Source organism: Waddlia chondrophila WSU 86-1044 (assembly GCF_000092785.1).
Taxonomy (GTDB): Bacteria; Chlamydiota; Chlamydiia; order Chlamydiales; family Waddliaceae; genus Waddlia; species Waddlia chondrophila.
In genome coordinates, this window is record NC_014225.1 from 1,337,484 (window position 1) to 1,357,401 (window position 19,918).

At 43.5% G+C, this 19,918-nt stretch carries 16 protein-coding genes; 4 read left to right on the plus strand and 12 right to left on the minus strand.

All coding sequences use genetic code 11. The features are described from left to right. Positions 1-16: 16 nt before the first annotated feature. Positions 17-2,104, minus strand: coding sequence for a sodium-translocating pyrophosphatase (locus tag WCW_RS06100; RefSeq protein ID WP_013182326.1), 2,088 nt, complete (start codon positions 2,102-2,104; stop codon positions 17-19). Positions 2,105-2,305: 201 nt separating this feature from the next. Here WCW_RS06100 and WCW_RS06105 point away from each other — a divergent pair, with 201 nt between their 5' ends. Together WCW_RS06105 and WCW_RS06110 are read left to right on the plus strand one after the other, a co-directional pair. Next, complete coding sequence (locus WCW_RS06105) at positions 2,306-3,721, plus strand: amino acid permease (protein WP_013182327.1); 1,416 nt, start codon at positions 2,306-2,308, stop codon at positions 3,719-3,721. Between the two features lie 77 nt (positions 3,722-3,798). Then, positions 3,799-4,710, plus strand: a complete 912-nt coding sequence (locus WCW_RS06110) for a hypothetical protein (protein ID WP_013182328.1) — start codon at positions 3,799-3,801, stop codon at positions 4,708-4,710. Here WCW_RS06110 and WCW_RS06115 read toward each other — a convergent pair. Both WCW_RS06115 and WCW_RS06120 read right to left on the minus strand, forming a co-directional pair. Further along, positions 4,707-5,291 carry an NADPH-dependent FMN reductase gene (locus tag WCW_RS06115; protein ID WP_013182329.1) on the minus strand — a complete coding sequence of 195 codons (585 nt, stop codon included), beginning with the start codon at positions 5,289-5,291 and terminating at the stop codon, positions 4,707-4,709. The genes WCW_RS06110 and WCW_RS06115 overlap by 4 nt on opposite strands. Positions 5,292-5,294: 3 nt before the next feature. Continuing rightward, entirely contained in the window at positions 5,295-5,723 is a 429-nt protein-coding gene (locus WCW_RS06120; RefSeq protein WP_013182330.1) for a host attachment protein, read from the minus strand. Between the two features lie 68 nt (positions 5,724-5,791). Between WCW_RS06120 and WCW_RS06125 the strand changes: the two genes are divergently transcribed. Then, complete coding sequence (locus WCW_RS06125; RefSeq protein ID WP_013182331.1) at positions 5,792-7,297, plus strand: hypothetical protein; 1,506 nt, start codon at positions 5,792-5,794, stop codon at positions 7,295-7,297. Here WCW_RS06125 and WCW_RS06130 read toward each other — a convergent pair. Both WCW_RS06130 and WCW_RS10280 read right to left on the minus strand, forming a co-directional pair. Beyond that, complete coding sequence (locus WCW_RS06130; RefSeq protein ID WP_049767129.1) at positions 7,294-9,159, minus strand: SEL1-like repeat protein; 1,866 nt, start codon at positions 9,157-9,159, stop codon at positions 7,294-7,296. The genes WCW_RS06125 and WCW_RS06130 overlap by 4 nt on opposite strands. A 73-nt stretch (positions 9,160-9,232) precedes the next feature. Further along, a complete protein-coding gene (locus WCW_RS10280; protein ID WP_013182333.1) occupies positions 9,233-9,379 on the minus strand; it encodes a hypothetical protein in 147 nt (48 codons plus the stop codon). A gap of 136 nt (positions 9,380-9,515) precedes the next feature. Between WCW_RS10280 and WCW_RS06135 the strand changes: the two genes are divergently transcribed. Continuing rightward, entirely contained in the window at positions 9,516-9,704 is a 189-nt protein-coding gene (locus WCW_RS06135; RefSeq protein WP_013182334.1) for a hypothetical protein, read from the plus strand. A 41-nt stretch (positions 9,705-9,745) separates the two neighbouring features. Here WCW_RS06135 and WCW_RS06140 read toward each other — a convergent pair whose 3' ends face one another. The 7 genes from WCW_RS06140 to WCW_RS06170 form a co-directional block, all read right to left on the minus strand. After that, complete coding sequence (locus WCW_RS06140) at positions 9,746-11,653, minus strand: acyl-CoA dehydrogenase family protein (RefSeq protein WP_013182335.1); 1,908 nt, start codon at positions 11,651-11,653, stop codon at positions 9,746-9,748. A 137-nt stretch (positions 11,654-11,790) separates the two neighbouring features. Beyond that, entirely contained in the window at positions 11,791-12,816 is a 1,026-nt protein-coding gene (locus tag WCW_RS06145) for an Lpg1974 family pore-forming outer membrane protein (RefSeq protein ID WP_013182336.1), read from the minus strand. A gap of 70 nt (positions 12,817-12,886) precedes the next feature. Further along, positions 12,887-13,888 (minus strand): Lpg1974 family pore-forming outer membrane protein, encoded by a 1,002-nt coding sequence (locus tag WCW_RS06150; protein ID WP_013182337.1) that lies wholly within the window; start codon positions 13,886-13,888, stop codon positions 12,887-12,889. A gap of 138 nt (positions 13,889-14,026) precedes the next feature. Next, positions 14,027-16,171, minus strand: coding sequence for a 3-hydroxyacyl-CoA dehydrogenase NAD-binding domain-containing protein (locus WCW_RS06155; protein WP_013182338.1), 2,145 nt, complete (start codon positions 16,169-16,171; stop codon positions 14,027-14,029). Between the two features lies 1 nt (position 16,172). Continuing rightward, positions 16,173-17,450, minus strand: coding sequence for a thiolase family protein (locus WCW_RS06160; protein ID WP_013182339.1), 1,278 nt, complete (start codon positions 17,448-17,450; stop codon positions 16,173-16,175). Between the two features lie 3 nt (positions 17,451-17,453). Then, a complete protein-coding gene (locus tag WCW_RS06165; protein WP_013182340.1) occupies positions 17,454-19,217 on the minus strand; it encodes an AMP-dependent synthetase/ligase in 1,764 nt (587 codons plus the stop codon). Between the two features lie 101 nt (positions 19,218-19,318). Continuing rightward, positions 19,319-19,912: a hypothetical protein gene (locus WCW_RS06170; RefSeq protein ID WP_013182341.1), complete on the minus strand. Its 594-nt coding sequence runs from the start codon at positions 19,910-19,912 to the stop codon at positions 19,319-19,321. Between the last annotated feature and the right edge of the window lie 6 nt (positions 19,913-19,918).

Genomic DNA, 19,918 nt, shown 5'->3' on the forward strand with positions numbered 1-19,918 from the left:
AGATTCATTCAGGCTTTTACTTCATTGATGACGACATAATCGCCAACAGAAGAAGAGCCACGATGTTCGTGATTTTGATCAATGGATTGATCGCAGGACCTGCGGTATCTTTGTAAGGATCGCCAACGGTGTCTCCTGTTACTGCGGCATGGTGAGCTTCAGAGCCTTTACCGCCGAAAAATCCATCTTCAATATGCTTCTTGGCATTATCCCAAGCCCCTCCGCCTGAAGTCATCGAAAGACCGACAAAAATTCCAGTCACAACAACACCAAGCAGCATGGACCCTAACGCCACGAATGCTTCATTCTCTCCAATGAAAATTTTAATGAGGTAGCACAAAATGAAAGGAGCTCCAACAGGAAGAAGAGAAGGAACCACCATTTCTTTGATCGCAGACTTTGTCAATAAATCGACAGCACGGCTGTAATCAGGCGTTCCCGACCCATCCATAATGCCAGGAATCTCACGAAATTGCCGACGCACTTCCTCAACAACAGAACTTGCAGCTCTTCCAACCGCCATCATTGCTAAAGCGCCGAAAAGATAAGGGAGTAAACCTCCGATAAACAGTCCAACCACTACATAGGCATCAGATAAGACAAAGGCACATTCGTGATTTGGAAAATAGTGGGCAAGATCCTCAATGAACGCTGCAAAAAGAACAAGAGATGCAAAGCCGGCAGAGCCGATTGCATATCCTTTGGTCACCGCTTTTGTCGTGTTCCCTACAGCGTCTAGTGCATCTGTTGTTTTCCTGACATCTTCCGGCAAATTAGACATCTCAGCAATCCCTCCGGCATTATCTGTTACCGGTCCGTACGCATCTAAAGAAATGATCATTCCGGCTAACGCCAGCATGCTTGTTGCCGCGATCCCGATGCCGAACAGATCAGCATTCAAGTAAGAAATAATGATTCCAATACAAATCGTAATCACAGGCAGCGCAGTCGCCTCCATAGAGATCGCAATCCCCTGGATGATATTTGTTCCATGTCCGGACTCAGACGCTTTCGCGATACTTTTGACAGGCCTGTACTTTGTCAATGTATAATATTCCGTAATCCACATAATTGCGCCAGTGACTGCCAATCCTGTCAACGCACACCAAAAAAGGTTCATCCCTGTAAAGGAGATTTTTCCGATTTGAAAAACTTGGTCAAATCCCAGGAACTGCTGTGTAACAAGAAAGATTGCTCCAATCGACAAAACGGCAGAGCTGATGAAGCCTTTATATAAAGCCCCCATGATGTTGTTGGATTTGCCTAATTTTACAAAAAATGTTCCTGCAATAGAGGTCAAAATGCAAACCGCACCGATCAACAATGGATACAGCATCAACGTTTCACGTACTACTCCGGTAAAATAGATCCCGGCAAGCAGCATCGTTCCTACAATGGTCACAACGTAAGTTTCAAAGAGATCAGCAGCCATGCCTGCGCAATCGCCGACATTGTCGCCTACGTTATCGGCAATCACAGCTGGGTTTCTCGGATCATCCTCAGGAATCCCCGCCTCTACTTTTCCAACGAGGTCTGCACCTACGTCAGCACCTTTGGTAAAGATCCCTCCGCCTAGACGGGCAAACAATGAAATCAAAGATGCGCCGAATCCAAGAGCGACTAAAGACTCCAAAATGTCTCTAAATTCCGTACCTGATTTAAGCAGATAAAGGTAATAGAAAACGATTCCTAATAATGCCAGCCCAACAACCAGCATTCCTGTTACCGCGCCGGAACGAAAAGAAACATCCAAAGCAGGCTGCAGCCCTTTTCTTGCCGCTTCAGCTGTCCGCACGTTCGCGCGAACGGAAACGTTCATCCCCACATATCCGGCAATTCCCGATAAGACTGCTCCAATAACGAAGCCAACTCCGGTATGAATTCCCAAAAGATAGGTAAGAATTGCCAAAATCACGACTCCCACAATGGAAATCACTTGATATTGGCGGTTTAGATATGCGCGGGCGCCTTCTTGAATCGCTCCCGCAATTTTTCTCATCTGCTCATTTCCGGCATCAGCTTTAAGAACTGAGCGAATCGTGACAACTCCATAAGCAAGCGCCAAAATCCCGCAGACAATCACAAATCCATAAGAAAATGTCATTATAAACCTCAAAATTTAGATATAGCGTAATTTCTTCGCTACTCCGGAAAATAAATAAGGGCCGGAAAGCGAACTAATTTTTTAGGGAGTATGGCAACAAATGCCTTAAAAAGAAAGCGCTCTGTCAAGAATTGGAATTTTGAAACATGATCGGTATAAATACTGGTTTAAATTTCGAATAATCGTTAATAATTTAGGGCCATGAAAGAGAATCGAAAACAAAACACAGCTTCTAAGATCGGCGTATTCACACTCACGATGATTAATGTTGCAGCGATACAAAGCTTGCGCAATCTCCCGGTAATGGCCGATATGGGATGGGCCTCAGTTTTTTTCTACCTCGCAGCAGCCTGCTGCTTTTTCATCCCTTGCGCATTGGTATCGGCTGAATTAGCAACGGGATGGCCCTCTACCGGAGGGGTTTATACATGGGTCAAAGAAGCTTTCGGAGCCAGATGGGGATTTGTCGCCATCTGGCTTCAGTGGATAGAAAATGTCATCTGGTACCCGACTGTCCTCTCTTTCACTTCTGCGACAATCGCCTACATTTTCCATCCTGAATTAGCCGAAAATAAATACTATATCCTGACAATGATTCTTGGAACCTACTGGACTTGCAATATCATCGACTCTTTCGGTATGAAAACCTCAGGTTTTGTCAGCAGCATAGGAGTGGTTGCAGGGACGCTAGCTCCGGCAGCTCTCATCATCATCCTCGGCTTTTTTTGGTACCTATCCGGACACCCCACGCAAATTCCTTTTTCAACGGACGCGCTATTCCCCGACCTCTCTTCCATCAACAATATTGTGTTTCTTGCCGGAGTGATGCTTGGCTTTGCCGGAATGGAGATGTCTGCTGTTCATGCCAGAGAAGTTGACTGTCCGCAAAAAAACTATCCGAAAGCCATCCTATTATCGACAGTGATCATCTTAACTGTTTCAATCCTAGGCTCTCTTTCGATTGCGATCGTCGTTCCCGCAAAAGAGATCAGCCTGGTATCGGGAATCATGCAAGCCTTCTCTGCTTTTTTCAACACGTATCACATCCCCTGGATGACACAAATCCTGGCAGGATTAATCTCCGCAGGGGCTATCTCAATGGTCAGCACCTGGATCATCGGCCCTAGCAAAGGACTCTATCAAACGGCACATGAAGGGCATCTTCCTCCCTTCTTTCATAAAAAAAACCGCAACGGCATGCCAATTGCCATCATGTTTTTCCAAGGCGTTATCGTTTCACTGCTATGCCTGGCGTTTCTTTTTATGCCTACGATCAGCAGCTCCTACTGGATCTTAAACGATCTCACCGCTCTGCTCTACTTGCTGATGTATATGCTGATGTTTCTAGCTGCTATCCGACTCCGCTATACTCAAAAAAATGTTCGCCGCGAATACCGCATTCCGGGAGGCAAGACCATCGGCATGTGGATCGTAGCAGGAATCGGCTTTTGCTCCTCAGTTTTCGGTTTTTGCATCGGTTTTTTCCCTCCTTCTCAACTTGACGGCATCAATATAAGATCGTTCCAATTATTTTTGACTGCCGGAGTTGTCATCATGTTTGGAATCCCTTTGGTGATCTACTCCTGCCAAAAAGATCATTGGCAAATTGACCAATAATCATAAATTTTCAAAAATTTATTGATAAAAATCGTTAGCTGTGCCATTATGGAGCTTCATTTGCTGAAGGAGAGCTGATGATTGTACACTATCACCCCTCAGGACTTTTTAGCCAATCTCGTTGCTCATTAGAAAATTGGAAATCTTTTCAATACGACCACATAAACGACAAGAATCCAAAAACGAACAAAACCGGAATTCGATGCCATCATTTCATCATTGCCCTCATTCTCCGCTTTTTTGGGAAAATTCATATTGAAAAGACAAAGGAAGGAAAGAGCGTTTACCTAAATCGCAAGAGTTTTAAGAAGTGGATCAAATGGCGTGGATTTTCCGACCAAACAGCAACTTCAACAACGACTGTGGAAAAAATCGAGCAGATGCGCTGCCACGTTGTAAAAACTGAGCCGAAAAACACTTCTCCCCTTTCAACTGCTGCCAGTGATTTTAAACAAGCGATCATGGATCATTGCAGCGAAGATCTAGGGAAAATTTGGGAATGTCTGCTCGCATGCATTCCTCCAGATGACATCATTCAATTTGAAAGCATTGAAGAAAATACATTTACTCTAAAATTCAGCCGCCCTATTGCTTTGTGGCTAGATTCCCGCAGCCAAGATGGAACGTTATCCGAACCTAAAGGGGGAACAATCGTTTTACTTGGTCATAACGAAAGACAGACGCTAGAAGTCTTGACAGACCCTTTATTAAAAACAATCAAATACTCCACAGGGATGCAGTTTTACTGCGACACAAATACGACCGGAATCGGGACAAAAATACTCAACGTCATTTCCATGAGCGATAAAGATGAGGAATCTGTCGCAATAAAAGCAGGCTGTAAAGTTCTTTTTGTCTTTAAAGCTAAAGAAAAAATACAGCCCAAAAAGACACTTTTAAAAGTCTGGAAACAAGCCGCTCATTTGGACAGGGAAAAAGATTACAGAAAGTATCTCGAAAGGAAAATGGAAGGGGTCTCAGAGCCCTAATCGATAGTCGTTTTCTTAAGCAGCTCTGTCAGTTGCCGCCCCAACCCTAACGTTTGTTCCAACTTCTTTGGATCCTTTAACTGTCCATCTTCATTAAACGCCTCTTGGGATGAGGAGATGGCAACCTGATCGGGTAAAACCAAAACGCCAATATTGCCTAAAATCGCTCTAACATGGACAAGGCCTCGCAAACCTCCCAACGCTCCAATAGAAGCACTCATCAAAGCGGCTGACTTTCCTTTGAACGCAACTAAACTTGGCTCACCTTTTTCCGGGCGGGAAATCCAATCAATCATGTTTTTAAAAGTTCCGGATATGCTGCTGTTATATTCAGGAGAGGAAAATAAAAAACCGTCATGTTCGGCAAACAACTTTTTCAACGCTTTTGCCTTATCCGGCACTCCTTCAGCTTCTTCAAGATCGCCATCATATAGAGGAAGCCGATAATCAGACAAATCGAGGATTGTGACTTCAGCGCCAGCTTTTCTAGCACCGGCAGCAGCGATTCTAACGAGTTTCTTATTCCAGGAGCCTGCACGCATACTCCCAGCCATAGCAATGATTTTCGGATGTTCGTTCATTCTTTAAAGTCCTATAGGGAAATAGCCGAATATCTCGTCGGGCTTCATGTTGGTGATATCCTTATCGATAGATTTTTCCACGATTGCTTCGCATGAATGGGTCATAGATCCCCTTAACAACCCCAAAAAACTCGGATTCGCTGCAATAAAAACCCTATTGACTTGCCCACTAGCCCTGGCAAGGTCTAAGCGATCCGCCACTTTTTTAGCAAACGCCTCCACTTCAGCCTCTTTAAGGGTATGCGATTTTGTCATTGGATACCTTCCGGAACCATCAAAAGTAGCTCCCGGCTTATCCGAAGCAAGATCTTTGTTCTGCATCCGCCCTTCGGGATTGACAAACGCTTCCATTTCGATCAGCTGAAGTTTATCCAACCTAAAAAATCGCGCGACAGAGCTATTTGCAACTAATACCCAGGTCTCTTTACTCATGATTTGGATACTCCTGTTTAGCTTCAAGATAACCTGTACAAAAAATATTGTAAATTTAAAATGATGTCATGGACAGATTTATTAAAAAGCTTATGGCTGGAGATATCCATCTCCGGGATAAATGGCAGATCGAGCTCAAATCCGAGTTTCTTCCCAGTAAGCATCTCAAAAAAAACACTTACACTCAAGAATTCTTCTTTTTCATTCCAAATTCTCTTCAAATCAACGAGGAGACCTATCCTAAAGAACACTTTTATAGAGACAGAACCAATTTTCTCCGTTACAAAACACCGGAATTCACCTTAAAAGAACTCAACAACCTTGCCAATAATCGATCGCCTCTTTCCCGATTAACTTGCCTGATTGATAGCCATCCATGCGAGGAAGCCTACGAGGAAACAGAAGATGAGCTTAAGCTTTTAGGCAATATCGTCCGCAGTTCGATTAGAGAAAGTGTTAAACGATTCGTCCTGCAAATACACTCAACGCCTCCCAAAAGCCCTGAAATAAAAAATTTATGCGAAGAGATCGCAAGACTTAGAAAAACTTTTCTCAACCTGGAAAACAGATTTCAAACCGAATGGAATATCGACCATTTAAACAGTTATTTCTATTATGCCGATGAATTCCTGAGTTCGACAATCAACTACTATCTAACAGGGCTTTTATCAGAAATTCGAGATAAACACCCTTTTGTTTCAAATGACACAACAGCACCTTTATGTCAAATACTTGAAAAAGAACGAAGGCATCGCAAGACAGTATTGCACGAGCCTTCAATTACAGATGAAGACAGTATAAGCAATGAATATATCCTTTATCGAAGCAGCTTGCTCAACAAGTTCATTCTCGACGCTCTGCTGCTCCATACTAGCGGCTATACTGCAAGAAAACGATTCAGTCATTTGATTGGAAGCGTCTCTGCAGGTATTGCCATGCTCTTCTTTTTTTTCCTTTTCGTCCACCAGGCAAAAGTTCTCATCATCAACTCTCTACCGTTCATTCTTCTGACAGTCTTTCTCTACATTCTAAAAGATAGGATCAAAGAATCTCTTAGAGATGGTTCGTTCAAGTATTTAAGCAAATGGTTTTATGACTATAGCACTGAAATTTACTCTCAAAAGATGTCAAAGCAGTTAGGCAAGTTGAATGAGTCCATGTCTTTTCTGGAAGAAGAAGATCGCGTGTCGGATCAGATCATCGATATCAGAAATCGCGAGTTTCACGATATTTTAGAAACAATTAAACGGCCGGAAAAGGTGATCTACTACAAAAAAGTGCTGACCCTGTTTAATGGAGGACTTGAAAAAGATGGCAGGCGCCAAGCTCTCAACCTCATTTTTAGATACAACATCCGAGACTTTCTCAAAAAAGCAGACAATCCCACACACGATTATTTAAAAGTCGATCCTGTTTCCTTCAATTTTATCAGAGCGACTCTTCCAAAGGTTTACCACATCAACATCATCATCCGAAACACTTATTTAAATGAAGAAGAAAAGCAGGCTGTTGAACTCAAAAAATTCCGGCTTATTATAGACAAAAACGGGATTAAACGGATCGAAAATCCTTAGTCATACAAGCGTAGCCGTTTCTCAGCATCTTCGTTTCCTTTTTCAGCGGCCTGCCTGTATAAATTGACTGCTTCCCGAATATCTTTGCCCACTCCAAGGCCATCCTCATACATACGGCCAAGATTGTACATCCCTTCCGCACTCCCTAGACCCGCGGCTTGCCGATACCAAAATGCAGCCGCCTCGAAATTCACTTTCATTCCAATTCCCTGCTCATACATCCGTCCCAAGTTATTTTGACCATCCGCAAATCCTGATTCTGCAGATTTCCGATACCAATTGACCGCCTCACCTATATTTTGAGGCAAACCCGATCCGATTTCATAAAGCAACCCCAGTTTATTTTGCGCAATTCCCGAGCCGCCTTCAGCAGCTTTTTGATAATACTCAATCGCTTTTTTCAAATCTTTTTCAAGGCCCTTTCCCGACTCATACATAGCAGCCATCAGATAAAACGCTTCTGGATTATCCTTTTCGGCGGCTTTTTTATACCAGTAAACGGCTTCATCATCACTTTGCAGAACACCTTTGCCCTGACTATACAAGAGACCAAGATTCACTTGAGCGCTGCTATTTCCTTTTTCTGCGGCTTTTTGAAACCAATCAGCAGCTGACTTAAAACTTTGCGAAACCCCAACTCCTTTTATGTAAAGTAAGCCAAGATTTAACTGCGCCGGAGCATATCCTAATTCCGCCGCTCTTCTATAGTAAGTATACGCTTTGGAAGGATCCTTCGGCACACCTTTTCCAAATTCATACACCCGTCCCAAATTGTACAATCCTCTGGAATCGTTGTTTTCTGCGGCTTGACTATACCAAAAGAGCGCCAATTTGAAATCTTTTGGAACCCCTTCTCCCTCTTCATACAAAACGCCAAGGTTATTTTGGGCTGCGGAATTTCCTTTTTCTGCGGCAGCGCGAAACCATTTCGCCGCTTCCAAATCATTTTCCTCTACTCCCAATCCCTTCTTCAACATGCGCCCCACATTATTCTGTGCTTGCAAAACGCCTTGCCGAGCAGCTTTTAAGTACCATTCATACGCCGCTGAATCATTTGGGCTGAAGCCTTCAGGCTTTTCATTTAACCAACCTAAGCGAAACTGGGCTAAAGGATTCTCTTGTTCAGCAGCTTTCTCATACCATTTTTTCGCCTCCAAATCATCTTTTTGAACCCCTTTCCCTTCTTCATATAACAGCCCTAAATTAAATTGTGCGAAAGCGTTTCCCTCTTCAGCAGCCTTTAAATACCACTCTTTAGCCTTTCCGTAATCTTGATCCACTCCTTTTCCAAGCTGATACATTCGGCCAAGAGAATTCTGAGCGCTAACCATTCCTTGATCAGCAGCCTTCTTGTACCACTGAAAAGCCTTCTGATCATTGTTAGGAACTGATATCCCATTTTCATAAAATCTTCCTAAATTGATCTGCCCATATGGATTCCCTGCATTAGCGGAACGTTCATAGTATTCAAACGCTGACGAAAGGTTCTTTTCAACACCCCAGCCATTTTCATACATCAATCCGAGGTTGTATTCCGCCAAGCTGTCCTTTTCTTTTGCTGCCTGTGAAAAATGCTCAAAAGCTTTGGTATCATTTTTTTCCAATCCAATCCCATGCAAGTACATATTTCCCAAGACCCGATGCGCTTCGGGATACCCTAAATCAGCTGCTTTCTTGTAATACTCAGCAGCCTCTAAATAATCTTTAGGCACTCCGTCGCCCAAATAGTACTCATTAGCCTTCTTGAGATACTCATATCCCTTCAACTTTCTTGCAGCTTCACTCTCTTCTGGATTGTTTTCCTCTGCAGACACTGCTGATGCAATGCAAAAAAGGAAATAGATCAGTAGCAGATGTCTCATGAGCCTATCCATATATCGTTACGCCTGACTATTTTCTAATTAACACGTTTTCTATTTTAAATTAAAATATTTTTTAACTATAAACTAGGATCTGAATGATCGTTGCCAAGGTTGCCAGGAACACTGCGATCACCGCAATCCAGGGAAGACGTGTAGCCAAAACATGAATCAATCTGATTTGATGCTCTCGCTCGTCATTATTTTTTTTATCTTTAGACATAAAGCTATCCTAAAAAAAATTTAATTTTACTTTACTCCTACGCAAAATCCTGCTATTTAAAAGTCATCAGTACAAAAATCGCTTGCATCGCTTGAAGTCCATATTTGATCGATGTGAGCAAAACCATGAGGTTAAAATGAACGAAAATTTAGTCGTTGTAAGCAAAGTGAAGAAATACATCAAAAGCAAGGCAGGGATGAATACCTCTGCTAACGTAATGGATCAGCTGTCGAAAATCGTAGAAAAAGAAATTGAAAAAGCTGTGCAAAACGCAAAGAGCGACAACAGAAAAACGGTTATGGATCGTGATTTTCACTTAAACTAGGCTGTTCATCATCTCCACCCTTGAAAGGGTGGAGATTCCTGTTAATTTTTCGGTCCGATCCAAATAATCCCTTCTTCCAGCCATCTCAATTGATCGTCCATCACCTTTTTAGCTAAAGCATTTGCTGCTCTGTCTTCATTATCGGTTAGAGAACGATAGCGGCCTAATACTCGCCGCTTTGCCATTCTACAGAAATAGTCCGCCAAATCAATTGCTGTATGATCGGATGGATTTTCCCGATGTTTCATGACTGCATAAGAGCATGTGGCGGCCATAACGAACAACTCAGTGCCTATTTCCATTAAGCGTCCCAAGATCATTTGCTTGCGCTCCAGCTTTTGCTGATATCGCCCCATGTACCAAAAAATGTTTCTGGCTAAACGATGGGATGAACGTTCGCAAAACTTCATGTATTGCGCAAGAGGGCCAAAATCACTGTAAGAGGATGTGAAGAGAGGTTTGATGAATTGTTTCGGGTACCACAAAGCATAAAACCCTGCTAAAGAGAGGATTTTTTTGAACGTTTCCCCTTTTGAAAGTCTTTTAAACAGAAGATCTTTAGCTCTGCTTAAGTGCGGATCCATCGCTTCTCTAGCCAAAAAAAGGCGCATAATTTCAGAAGAGCCTTCCAGAATCATATTGATTCTGCAATCGCGCATTGCTCGTTCAACCGGATATCCTGGCTCTCCTCTCGCTTTGAGAGAGCTTGCTTTTTCATAACCACGGCCTCCTCGAAGCTGCATCGTCGCATCTGTGATCTTCCAAAAAGACTCTGTGCAAAACAACTTTGCCATTGCAGCCTCGATACGGATATCGACAGTACCATCGTCGGCCCAGGCACTAGTTAAATAGGTCAGCGCCTCCATAGCAAAAGTTGTCGAAGAAATAAATGCCAGCTTTTGCCTTCCCTCTTCATGTAAACCAATAGGAAGCCCCCACTGCACTCTTTCTTTTCCCCAGCGGCGAGCAATCGACAAGCATTGCTTCGCCCCTCCAACACTTGCGGCAGGAAGGGTTAAGCGCCCGACATTGATTGTCGCAAGAGCCATAGAAAGTCCTTTACCTTCCTTCCAAATAAGATTCTCAGCAGGAATTTTGACATCCGTAAATTTTAATACACCGTTATAAATTGCACCCAGCCCCATAAATTCGCAACGGTGGACAACCTCCACTCCGGGCGTATCCATTTCCAAAATAAACGCTGAGATCTGTTTTTTTTCTCTCCCCTTAACCATTTTGGGCGCTGTATTGGCCATCACAACAATCACATCGGCAATCGTCCCGTTGGTGCACCACAATTTGGTCCCATTGAGGATGTAGTGCTTTCCATCTTCTGTCAATTTGGCTGTGGCAGACATTTGAGCCGGATCAGATCCGACTTCCGGTTCTGTCAGAGCAAATGCTGAAATAGCCCCTTCTCGGAATCGGGGGAAAAACTTTTTTTTCTGCTCCTCTGTGCCAAACATTTTTAACGGCTGCGGAACGCCGATCGATTGGTGAGCAGAAACGAGCACGCCTGTCCCACCGCAATACGATGCGATTTTCATGACGGCTTTATTATAATTTGTCACAGAAAATCCTAGCCCATTATACTCTTTGGGAACCTTCATGGCGAAGACCCCTCGACGAGCCAGCTCTTCCATCACCTCTTCAGGAATTTCTCGATTTTTATCCACAGCTTCAGGATCAAGATTATTTTTAAGATAATCGCCCAAGTCTTTAATGAAGTCTTCCCCTTCCTTTTTATCCTCTTCACTTTGCTTTGGAAAAGGGTGCATCAGAGAGGGATTAAAGTTTCCCATAAACATTTGAGAGCCAAAACTTGGATGTTTCCATTCTTTCTCGCGAGCGTCTTCGGCCACTTCAAGAGCCTCTCGTTTCGCCTCGCCTCCTGGTTCCGATACATCGACCAAAGCAGTTGCTCCATCATCATTTTCTAAATCAGCCATCTGACAACCTCAAATTTTGAAGGCGTTTGCCTCCGTGTTTTACCCTTTTTGTACGCTCTTTCAAATTAATTATCAAATATTGGAAATATAAAGCCCTCCGGCTGGAGGGCTTATCAGACAAGCTTGACTGTGCAAACTTAGAACGTCGTATTCAAACCTAAAAAGATCCCCTGCATTGTAAGATCGTTTGTGCTTGGAGCAGATCTTACACCCAAGCCATCCAATTCATAGTAAGGAAACGTCGGAGCATTGATCCATTGAACATACTCCCATCCCAAACGGAGGTCTAATGTGATGTTGCACAGGCATAATTCATAATCAATCCCTGTCGCTAAGTGCAATCCAGGAAAGCAAAAACACTTATCTTTAGCAGTGACAGTTACAAAAGTACTAGTTTCAGAAGATCCTCTTGTTCCATAAATAACATCTTTATTTTTCGATTCCCCAACAACCAAGCTCGTTTTCACCAATCCAAAAATATTGAAGCAATCACAAAATCTAAAAGAGGTATTGAGCCCAAAACAAGGGCCAATAGCCCAAAAGTCATTATTACGATCAAAATCTACGCGTATTTCAATTTCGTTTCCTCCAACTTGATCTAACGTATAGCTTGCCTTCTGTTTCACATCGACCCAAGTGAGCCCTGAAAAAGCCTCTATTTTAAAGCATCGATTTTGCGTGACATCGATTGAATAGCTCAAAATCGCATCGAGCGTTTGGTATTGGAGTTCCCATTTAGCGTCAAGTCTGCTACCTTGAAGGAGTCCTCCACTCTCTCCAGGGATTGGCAAACCAAAGCTAAACACAACACCATTATTACCGATTTGCTCGACAGAGCCGCTTGTCTTTGGATTAATATAGGTATAGATCAATCCTCCGTTAAAGCCATTCCATAGATTTCCCAGCTTGCCATAAACACGCACTCCGGAATCCCATTCGTCGCAAAGGTAATGGGTTTTGACGTTAACTTCACTATCTATTCCTTCAGTCGTAAGAGCAAAGTGCCGGTCACTGGCACAAGGGCTCCAGTAGAGCCAATCAACTCCCACTGTCACATCAGGACAGCAATCGTTGCATGAACCCCAATAATTCGCCTGAACAGATGTCGTTAAGCTCGCGACACTCAAAAAAATCGCAGCCATTGTTTTTTTTATACTCATCATCAAAAAAATCCTTGGTTTTTGGATAAAAAAAACAGAATGGCAAACACAATCTTTTAATAAAACAAAAAATTTAGAACGTAGAATTCAAACCGAAAAAGATCCCCTGCATCGTAAGATTGTTCGTGCTTGGAGCAGATCTCACACGCGAACCATCCAACTCATAGCAAGGAAACGTCGGAGCATTGATCCACTGAACATATTCCCACCCTAAACGGAGGCCAAAAGTTGTCTCATACAGACATATTTCGTATTCAATTCCAGAGGCTAAATGCAACCCGGGCAAACAAAAACACCGATCTTTAACTTTGCAGGTTGTCAAAATTTCATCCTTTACCGAATCCTTTTCATCTCCAGCGACTTTTCGAAAAAGGACATCTTTGCTCGCAGTTTCCCCAACAACCAGATTGGTTTTTAATGTTCCAAAAATCTTGAAACAATCAAAAAAACTAAAAGAGCTATTCAAACCAAGACAAGGACCAACAGCCCAGAAATCATTCTGACGGTCGAAATTTCTATTTGTGAATCCCCCTTCATTTAGATCAAAGACATACTCTGTTTTCTGTTTGACATCAATCCAAGTGAGTCCGGAAAAGACTTCAATTTTAAAACATCTATTTTGCGTAACATCGATTGAATAACTTAAAACAGCGTCAAGTGTTTGATATTGCAGCTCCCATTTAGCATCGAGATCATTAAAAGAAGGTATTTCATCAGGCGCTGCGACACTGAGTATGATGGCATCACTTTTAAGAGAGCTGCTTGTTTTTGGATTAATATAGGTATAGATCAAAGCTCCATTAAACCCATTCCACCAATTTCCTAATTTGGCATAGACGCGAGATCCAAAATCCCATTCATTGCAAAAGTAATGCGTGTTGACATCCACTCCATCAGTTGTCAAAGCGAAATGCCGGTCATTGATGCAAGGACTCCAGTAAAGCCAATCGACTCCCACTGTAATATCAGGGCAGCAATCGTTGCATGATGAATCCCAACAATCAGCTTGAGCAGTTGTTGTCAAGCTAGCAAAAGTCAAAAGGATCGCAGCCACTGCCTTTTTCATGTTTATCATCAAAAGAACTCCTTGATCTCGAGATAAAAAAAAAGACAGGATGGCAGATGCAGACCTTTTAATCAAACAAAAAAATTATACCATCTCTCAAGGAAAAAGAGGCTGCGAAATGCATGTTTAGCTAATTGACGACACGCCCTAGAAAAACCCACGCCTGGATGCCTGCATCTCCTTCAATTTTTCACAAGGGACAAACCGCTCCCCATAAGTCGACACAAGATGACCGTATTTATCCATCAACTTCTCAATACCAATAGAGTCCGCATAACGGAGAAGTCCGCCTCGAAAAGGGGGAAATCCGACACCAAACACCAAAGCCATATCAAGGTAGCCTGGATTGTGAATGACATTTTCCTGCAAACACCTGGCAGCTTCGTTGATCATCGCAAGCATCACGCGATCAATTGCATCTGTGTCTGAAATGTTCATTCCATTCTGATGGGGAAGAAAAGAGGTGATTTCCGGATTGATTTTTTTCGATTTCTTATCATAGATGTAAAAGCCTTTGCCCACTTTTCTCCCATACAACTGCTTTTCATTCAATTTTTCAAGAAGTTTGGGAACCTCCATCCGTATGCCGTAAGCGCTTTCAAAACTTTTCATCGCTTTTAAGTTAACGTCATTGCCAATTTCATCGGCAAGGACAAACGGCGCCATCGGCAAGCCGAACTTCAAGAATAACTTATCGAGCCTCTCTTGAGGAACCCCCTCCTCAAGCATCCGCATGATCTCGACAAAGCCATGGGCAAAAACGCGGTTGACAAGGAAGCCGGAACAGTCGCCAACGACAACGGGAGTCTTTTTTAAACGCTGACACAATTCAAAGACTGTTTGCACAGCTTCCGGCGAGGTTTTTTCTCCGGACACAATCTCAACTAACGGCATGCGGGCCGGCGGATTGAAAAAATGCATGCCGACCAATCTTTCCGGATGTTTCAACGCCGGTGCTAATTCATCGATTGTCAAAGAAGATGTATTCGTCGCGATAATCGCATCAGGCCGCACATTAGCCTCAAGTTCTTTGAGAATTTTATGTTTGAGCTCCAAATTTTCCACCGCCGCTTCAATCACAAAATCGAGCTTGTCAAACCCTGTATAATCGATAGTCCCGGAAATTAAGTGAAATTTGCGATTGGCTTGCGCCGGCTTAAGCTTTCTTTTTTTAATGAGAACTTTGTATGTATCCCAAGCAGATTTAAACCCGCTCCCAACAGCTTTCCAATTGACATCTTTCATTCGGACAGGAAGATCGCGATAGCTCATTAGCCAGGCAATGCCGCTTCCCATCACCCCTGCTCCCAAAACGCCGACCGACTTTACCTCTTTTCCCGTTGCTTGGCCGCCAATCATCCCAGGATCTTTTTTCATCTGCTCCGAGTTAAAGAAAATATAGATCAAATTGGGCGCACATTGAAAAGCTCCCGACATCGATTTAACAAAAGCCTCAACCTCTTTTTTCAATCCTTTTTTAAGCGGCATCGTATACGTGTTCTGAATAAGGTCAAGCGCAGCTAAAGGCGAGGGATACTGCCCTTTTGTCTTTTGCAGAACACTTCGCCTGCTTTGCCAAAAGACAAAGGCTCTGCCAATGGGATTGCGTTCGAACAACAAAGACATTAATCCTCTTGACTTCCTTCTTTCTAAAACCTTCTCTTTCCCTTTAGAAGTCAGAATTTCCTCGACAAACGCGTCGGTTTTCTCCTTCATAAATTCAGAAGGAAAAATGGCGTCGGCAAGATGGATTTTGAAAGCTTTTTTCGCATCGACAGGCCGGCCTGTCAACACCATCTTCAACCCTTCCATCAAGCCGACAAGCCGCGGCAGCCTCTGCGTGCCGCCCCATCCGGGAAAAATCCCCAAATTGGTTTCAGGCAAGCCAAGAGTCGTCTTTGAACTGTCTCCGACAACCCTGTAAGTGCAGGCTAGAGCAAGCTCCAGCCCTCCTCCAAGGCACACGCCATCAATGACAGCTATCGATGGGAAAGGCAGCTCTTCCAGCTTGTTGTAGACACTATGTCCTTTTTTAATCATCCCTTCCGCCAGATCAAAATTTTTAAACAGCCTTTCAAAACTCTTTAAATCCGCTCCGGCAATAAAGATTTTCTCCTTAGCGCTTGTAATGACTAAAGCCTTGATCTGTTGATTATCTTTTATCCCTTCCAAAACAGCGTCCAGCTCTTCAAGAACTTCTAGAGAGATTTTATTCACTTTTTCACCCGGATAATCAAAAGCCAACCGCGCAATTCCATTCGGATCAATTGTTAAATGAAATGCTTTGCCCATCTTATTCCACCTCCAAAATCGCAGCTTCCCCTTGTCCGCCGCCAACGCACATAGAGACCAAGCCAGTTTGTTTACCCCTTCTCCTCAACTCTTTTAACGCCGTCAGAACAAGCCTCGTACCGGAAACGCCGACTGGATGCCCTAAAGCCACTGCCCCACCATTGACGTTCAACTTATCGCGGTTAATGACTCCTACCGCTGTAGCTCTTCCCAACTCCCTTTTTGCAAATTCCTCCGATGCTAGCGCTCGCTCGCAAGCGATCACCTGCGCGGCAAAAGCTTCGTTAATTTCGATCAAATCAATGTTACTCAATTCCTTGTCCACTTTTTTCAACACTTTAGGAATTGCATAAGCTGGTCCCAGACCCATTTTTGAAGGCTCTAATGCTGCTGTTGCATATTCGCGGATATACCCCAAAGGTTCAATCCCTAACTCTTTAGCTTTGGATTCTCTCATTAATAAAACCGCCGCAGCCCCGTCAGTCACTTGACTAGAATTGCCTGCAGTCACAGAACCTGTCAGCTTATCAAATGCCGGTTTCAGCTTCGTTAATCCTTCAATAGTCGTCTCGCGCCGCACACCGTCATCGAGCTCTTGAACAGTAAACTGCGGCGGCGTTGGAATCGGGACAATCTCTTCAGCCAGTCTTCCTTCATCTTGCGCACTTGCAGCACGCAGTTGGCTCATCAATGCGAATTCATCCTGATCAAACCTTGTGATATGAAATTCGCGCGATAAGACTTCAGCTGTCTGCCCCATTGTCAAGCTGCATAACGGATCTGCAATCCCAGGAATCTCTGGCTTTAAAAAACCAGGACGAAAAGAGACGATAGCGCTTAACTTCTGCTTGAACGATTTTGCTTTCGACAACCTCTGGATGAAATCGCGCGCTTTTTTTCCGAATAAGACAGGAAAATTGCTCATCGATTCCGTTCCTCCTGCAAGGATCACTTCTGCCTCATCCATTAAAATTTTATTCATCGCTGTTGCGATAGCCTCCAGACCCGAAGCACAATTGCGATTGACAGTAAAAGCAGGAACTTTCACTGACAACCCTCCCTTGACTGCCAGAACCCTGGCGATGTTCGTTGCGTGAGGCGGCTGTAGCACATTGCCGAAAATCACCTCGTCAATAACCTCTGGATCAATAGAGGTTCGCGCTAAGAGTTCTTTGACAACATAAGCTCCCAAATCCTCCGCTTCCCAATGCTTAAATGCTCCGCCTGCCTTGCAAAAAGGCGTTCGCAAACCAGTCATGATCGCTATGCGTTCTTTCATCCATCACTCCTCAACTGAATAAATAGCTTCAACAACATCCTCATATTTTTCCAAAATGTTACTGCGTCTGAGTTTTAATGTCGGGGTCAGCTCGCCGTTTTCAATAGAAGGGGCGTCCATAATGAATTTCCACTTCACAAGCTTCTCCCAATGGTTGATTCTCTTATTGACGCTGTCCAAAAAGACTTCCATCTCCCGCCTTACTTTCTCAGACTCTAATAATTCTTCATCAGAGACTTCGCTTTGACCTGTCTCTTTTCTCAATCTTTTTAAACCTGCGTGATCCACAAACAAAAGACAAGCAGCGTATTTTCTCTTTTCTCCAATGACCATAGACAGGTCAACTAATGGGTGTTGATTCAACATATGCTCAATACGGCTAGGAGACAGATACTCTCCAGAAGAAAGCTTAAACTGCTCTTTCACTCTCCCAACAATGCTTAAGCGCCCCTTCTCGTCGATTTTTCCCTTATCGCCTGTGTGAAGCCAACCTTCATCATCTAAAACCGCCTCGGTTGCCTCTGGATTCCGATAATACCCTTTCATCACTGTTGGACCGCCTAATAGAATCTCATCGTTCTCTCCAAGTTTGACCTTTACTCCCGGCAATGGCGGCCCTACCGTACCGATTTTGACCTCTCCGGGATAGTTGACACACGCAGTCGATCCTTCTGTCAATCCCCATCCTTCGTAAATCGGCAATCCGATGCGCACATAAAACCGATTCAATCCGTGGTCAAGAGCAGCGCCTCCGCAAAGGATCACCTCCCATTGATCTCCAAGCGATCTTCTCAATTTTCGATAGACTAAATAATCTGCAATTGGTCTCAATACCCAGTTCTTGATGATAGATTCGCCAGGATCTCTAGCAAGTTTAAATGCCCATAAACTGATTCCACGCAGTAGTTTGCTCCGTATCCCTCTGACTTTAGCGTTCATTGCATCGTACATTTTTTCCAACAATCTGGGAACAACGATCATTAATGAAGGATTGAGCTCTTTACAAACATTTGTTAGCTGCGACAAATCGTTTAAATAGTAAATGGGAACTCCCCATGAGATCAGGATTAAATTGATCTGCCGCGCAAAGACATGAGCCAATGGTAGAATGCTTAAGTACTTTTGTTCTTGGGGTTTCCAATGAAAAATATCGCCTGAAATTAAATGGCATAAATTCAAATGAGTGAGCATCACTCCCTTCGGCATTCCCATGCTGCCCGCTGTATAGATGATGGTCGCTAAATCATCACTTTTTAACCGTGACTGCAGCTCTTTCCACAATCGAGGCTTAGCCTCCCACAGCTTTTCTCCTTCTTTAAGGATCTCATGATATTTCATGGCGCCGACAATCTCGCCCGGATCGTCAAGACCGATCACTTTTTCAAAGAGATTGCGATGCTTTTCATACATCTCCCATTGGTCCTTTCCTTGGACAAAAAGAAAACGGGTATTTGCTTGAGCGACCTCGTAAATAAAACTTTCACTCGCAATTTTTACAAATAAAGGAACAGAGACACCACCGGCCATGATGATCGCAAAATCCGCCAAATTCCATTGAGGCGAAGAATGCGCAAGTATGCCAACTTTATCTCCCCGTCTCAGCCCTTGGCTGATTAAACCGTATGTTAAACGTTTCAGATCAAAAAGGAACTGCTCCGTCGACAAGTGCTTCCACTCGCCTTCTTCAAAGAAATTAAAAGCTTTCGGGTTAGAGTGATTGTCTTCTATATATTGGACCACTTCGCCGATAGTATGTAACGGGTCCATACGATCTCCGATTAATCTAGTTGCCTCATACTAAATATTTTTGGATAATTTTCCAAGAAGATCAAAGAAATCGTTGAACAAAAGAGATAGGTTATTGAGAATCAATTCCCTGCGAATATTTCATCTGGATTAATCCGGTCGCTGCCCAAATGGACGACAGATTCAAAAAGATCGTGAAATTTCATCAGCCGCTTTTTCTCGGGATCAGGGCAATGCACTGCCATTTCTTCTAGAACCTTGCCTGTTTTAGAGGCAAAGGAGTCCACTTTTTCATACACTTCCGCAATTCTTTCCCGCTGCACTTGCCTAAGGTGAGACCATCCCCATCTAGAGACAAGGTCGTATAAATCGATCAGCTTTTCCTTCATGCGCATCAGCCCTTCATAGGTATTCTTGATCGATTCGTCATCCATAGGATTGCAGTGAAGCGGATTCCTTAGTTCATCTTCCATGTCAACGAGTTCTTTATCAACGAAATTAGAAATGCTGTGAGCAATCGTTTTATTGAGAATTTCCGCTTGTTCCTGATAGCTTTTTTCACACTTTGAGATTTTTTCGTTCGCATCCTTCACTTCACGCAAAATCCCCCCCAGCCCCTCGCTTTTATTTTCAGAGGGGATCTGCTCGCTTGCATCTCTTAACCGCTGCAAAGCTAGAGTCGCAATTTTTGGATTGGCATCTTGCCGGCTGCTCATGGAAAA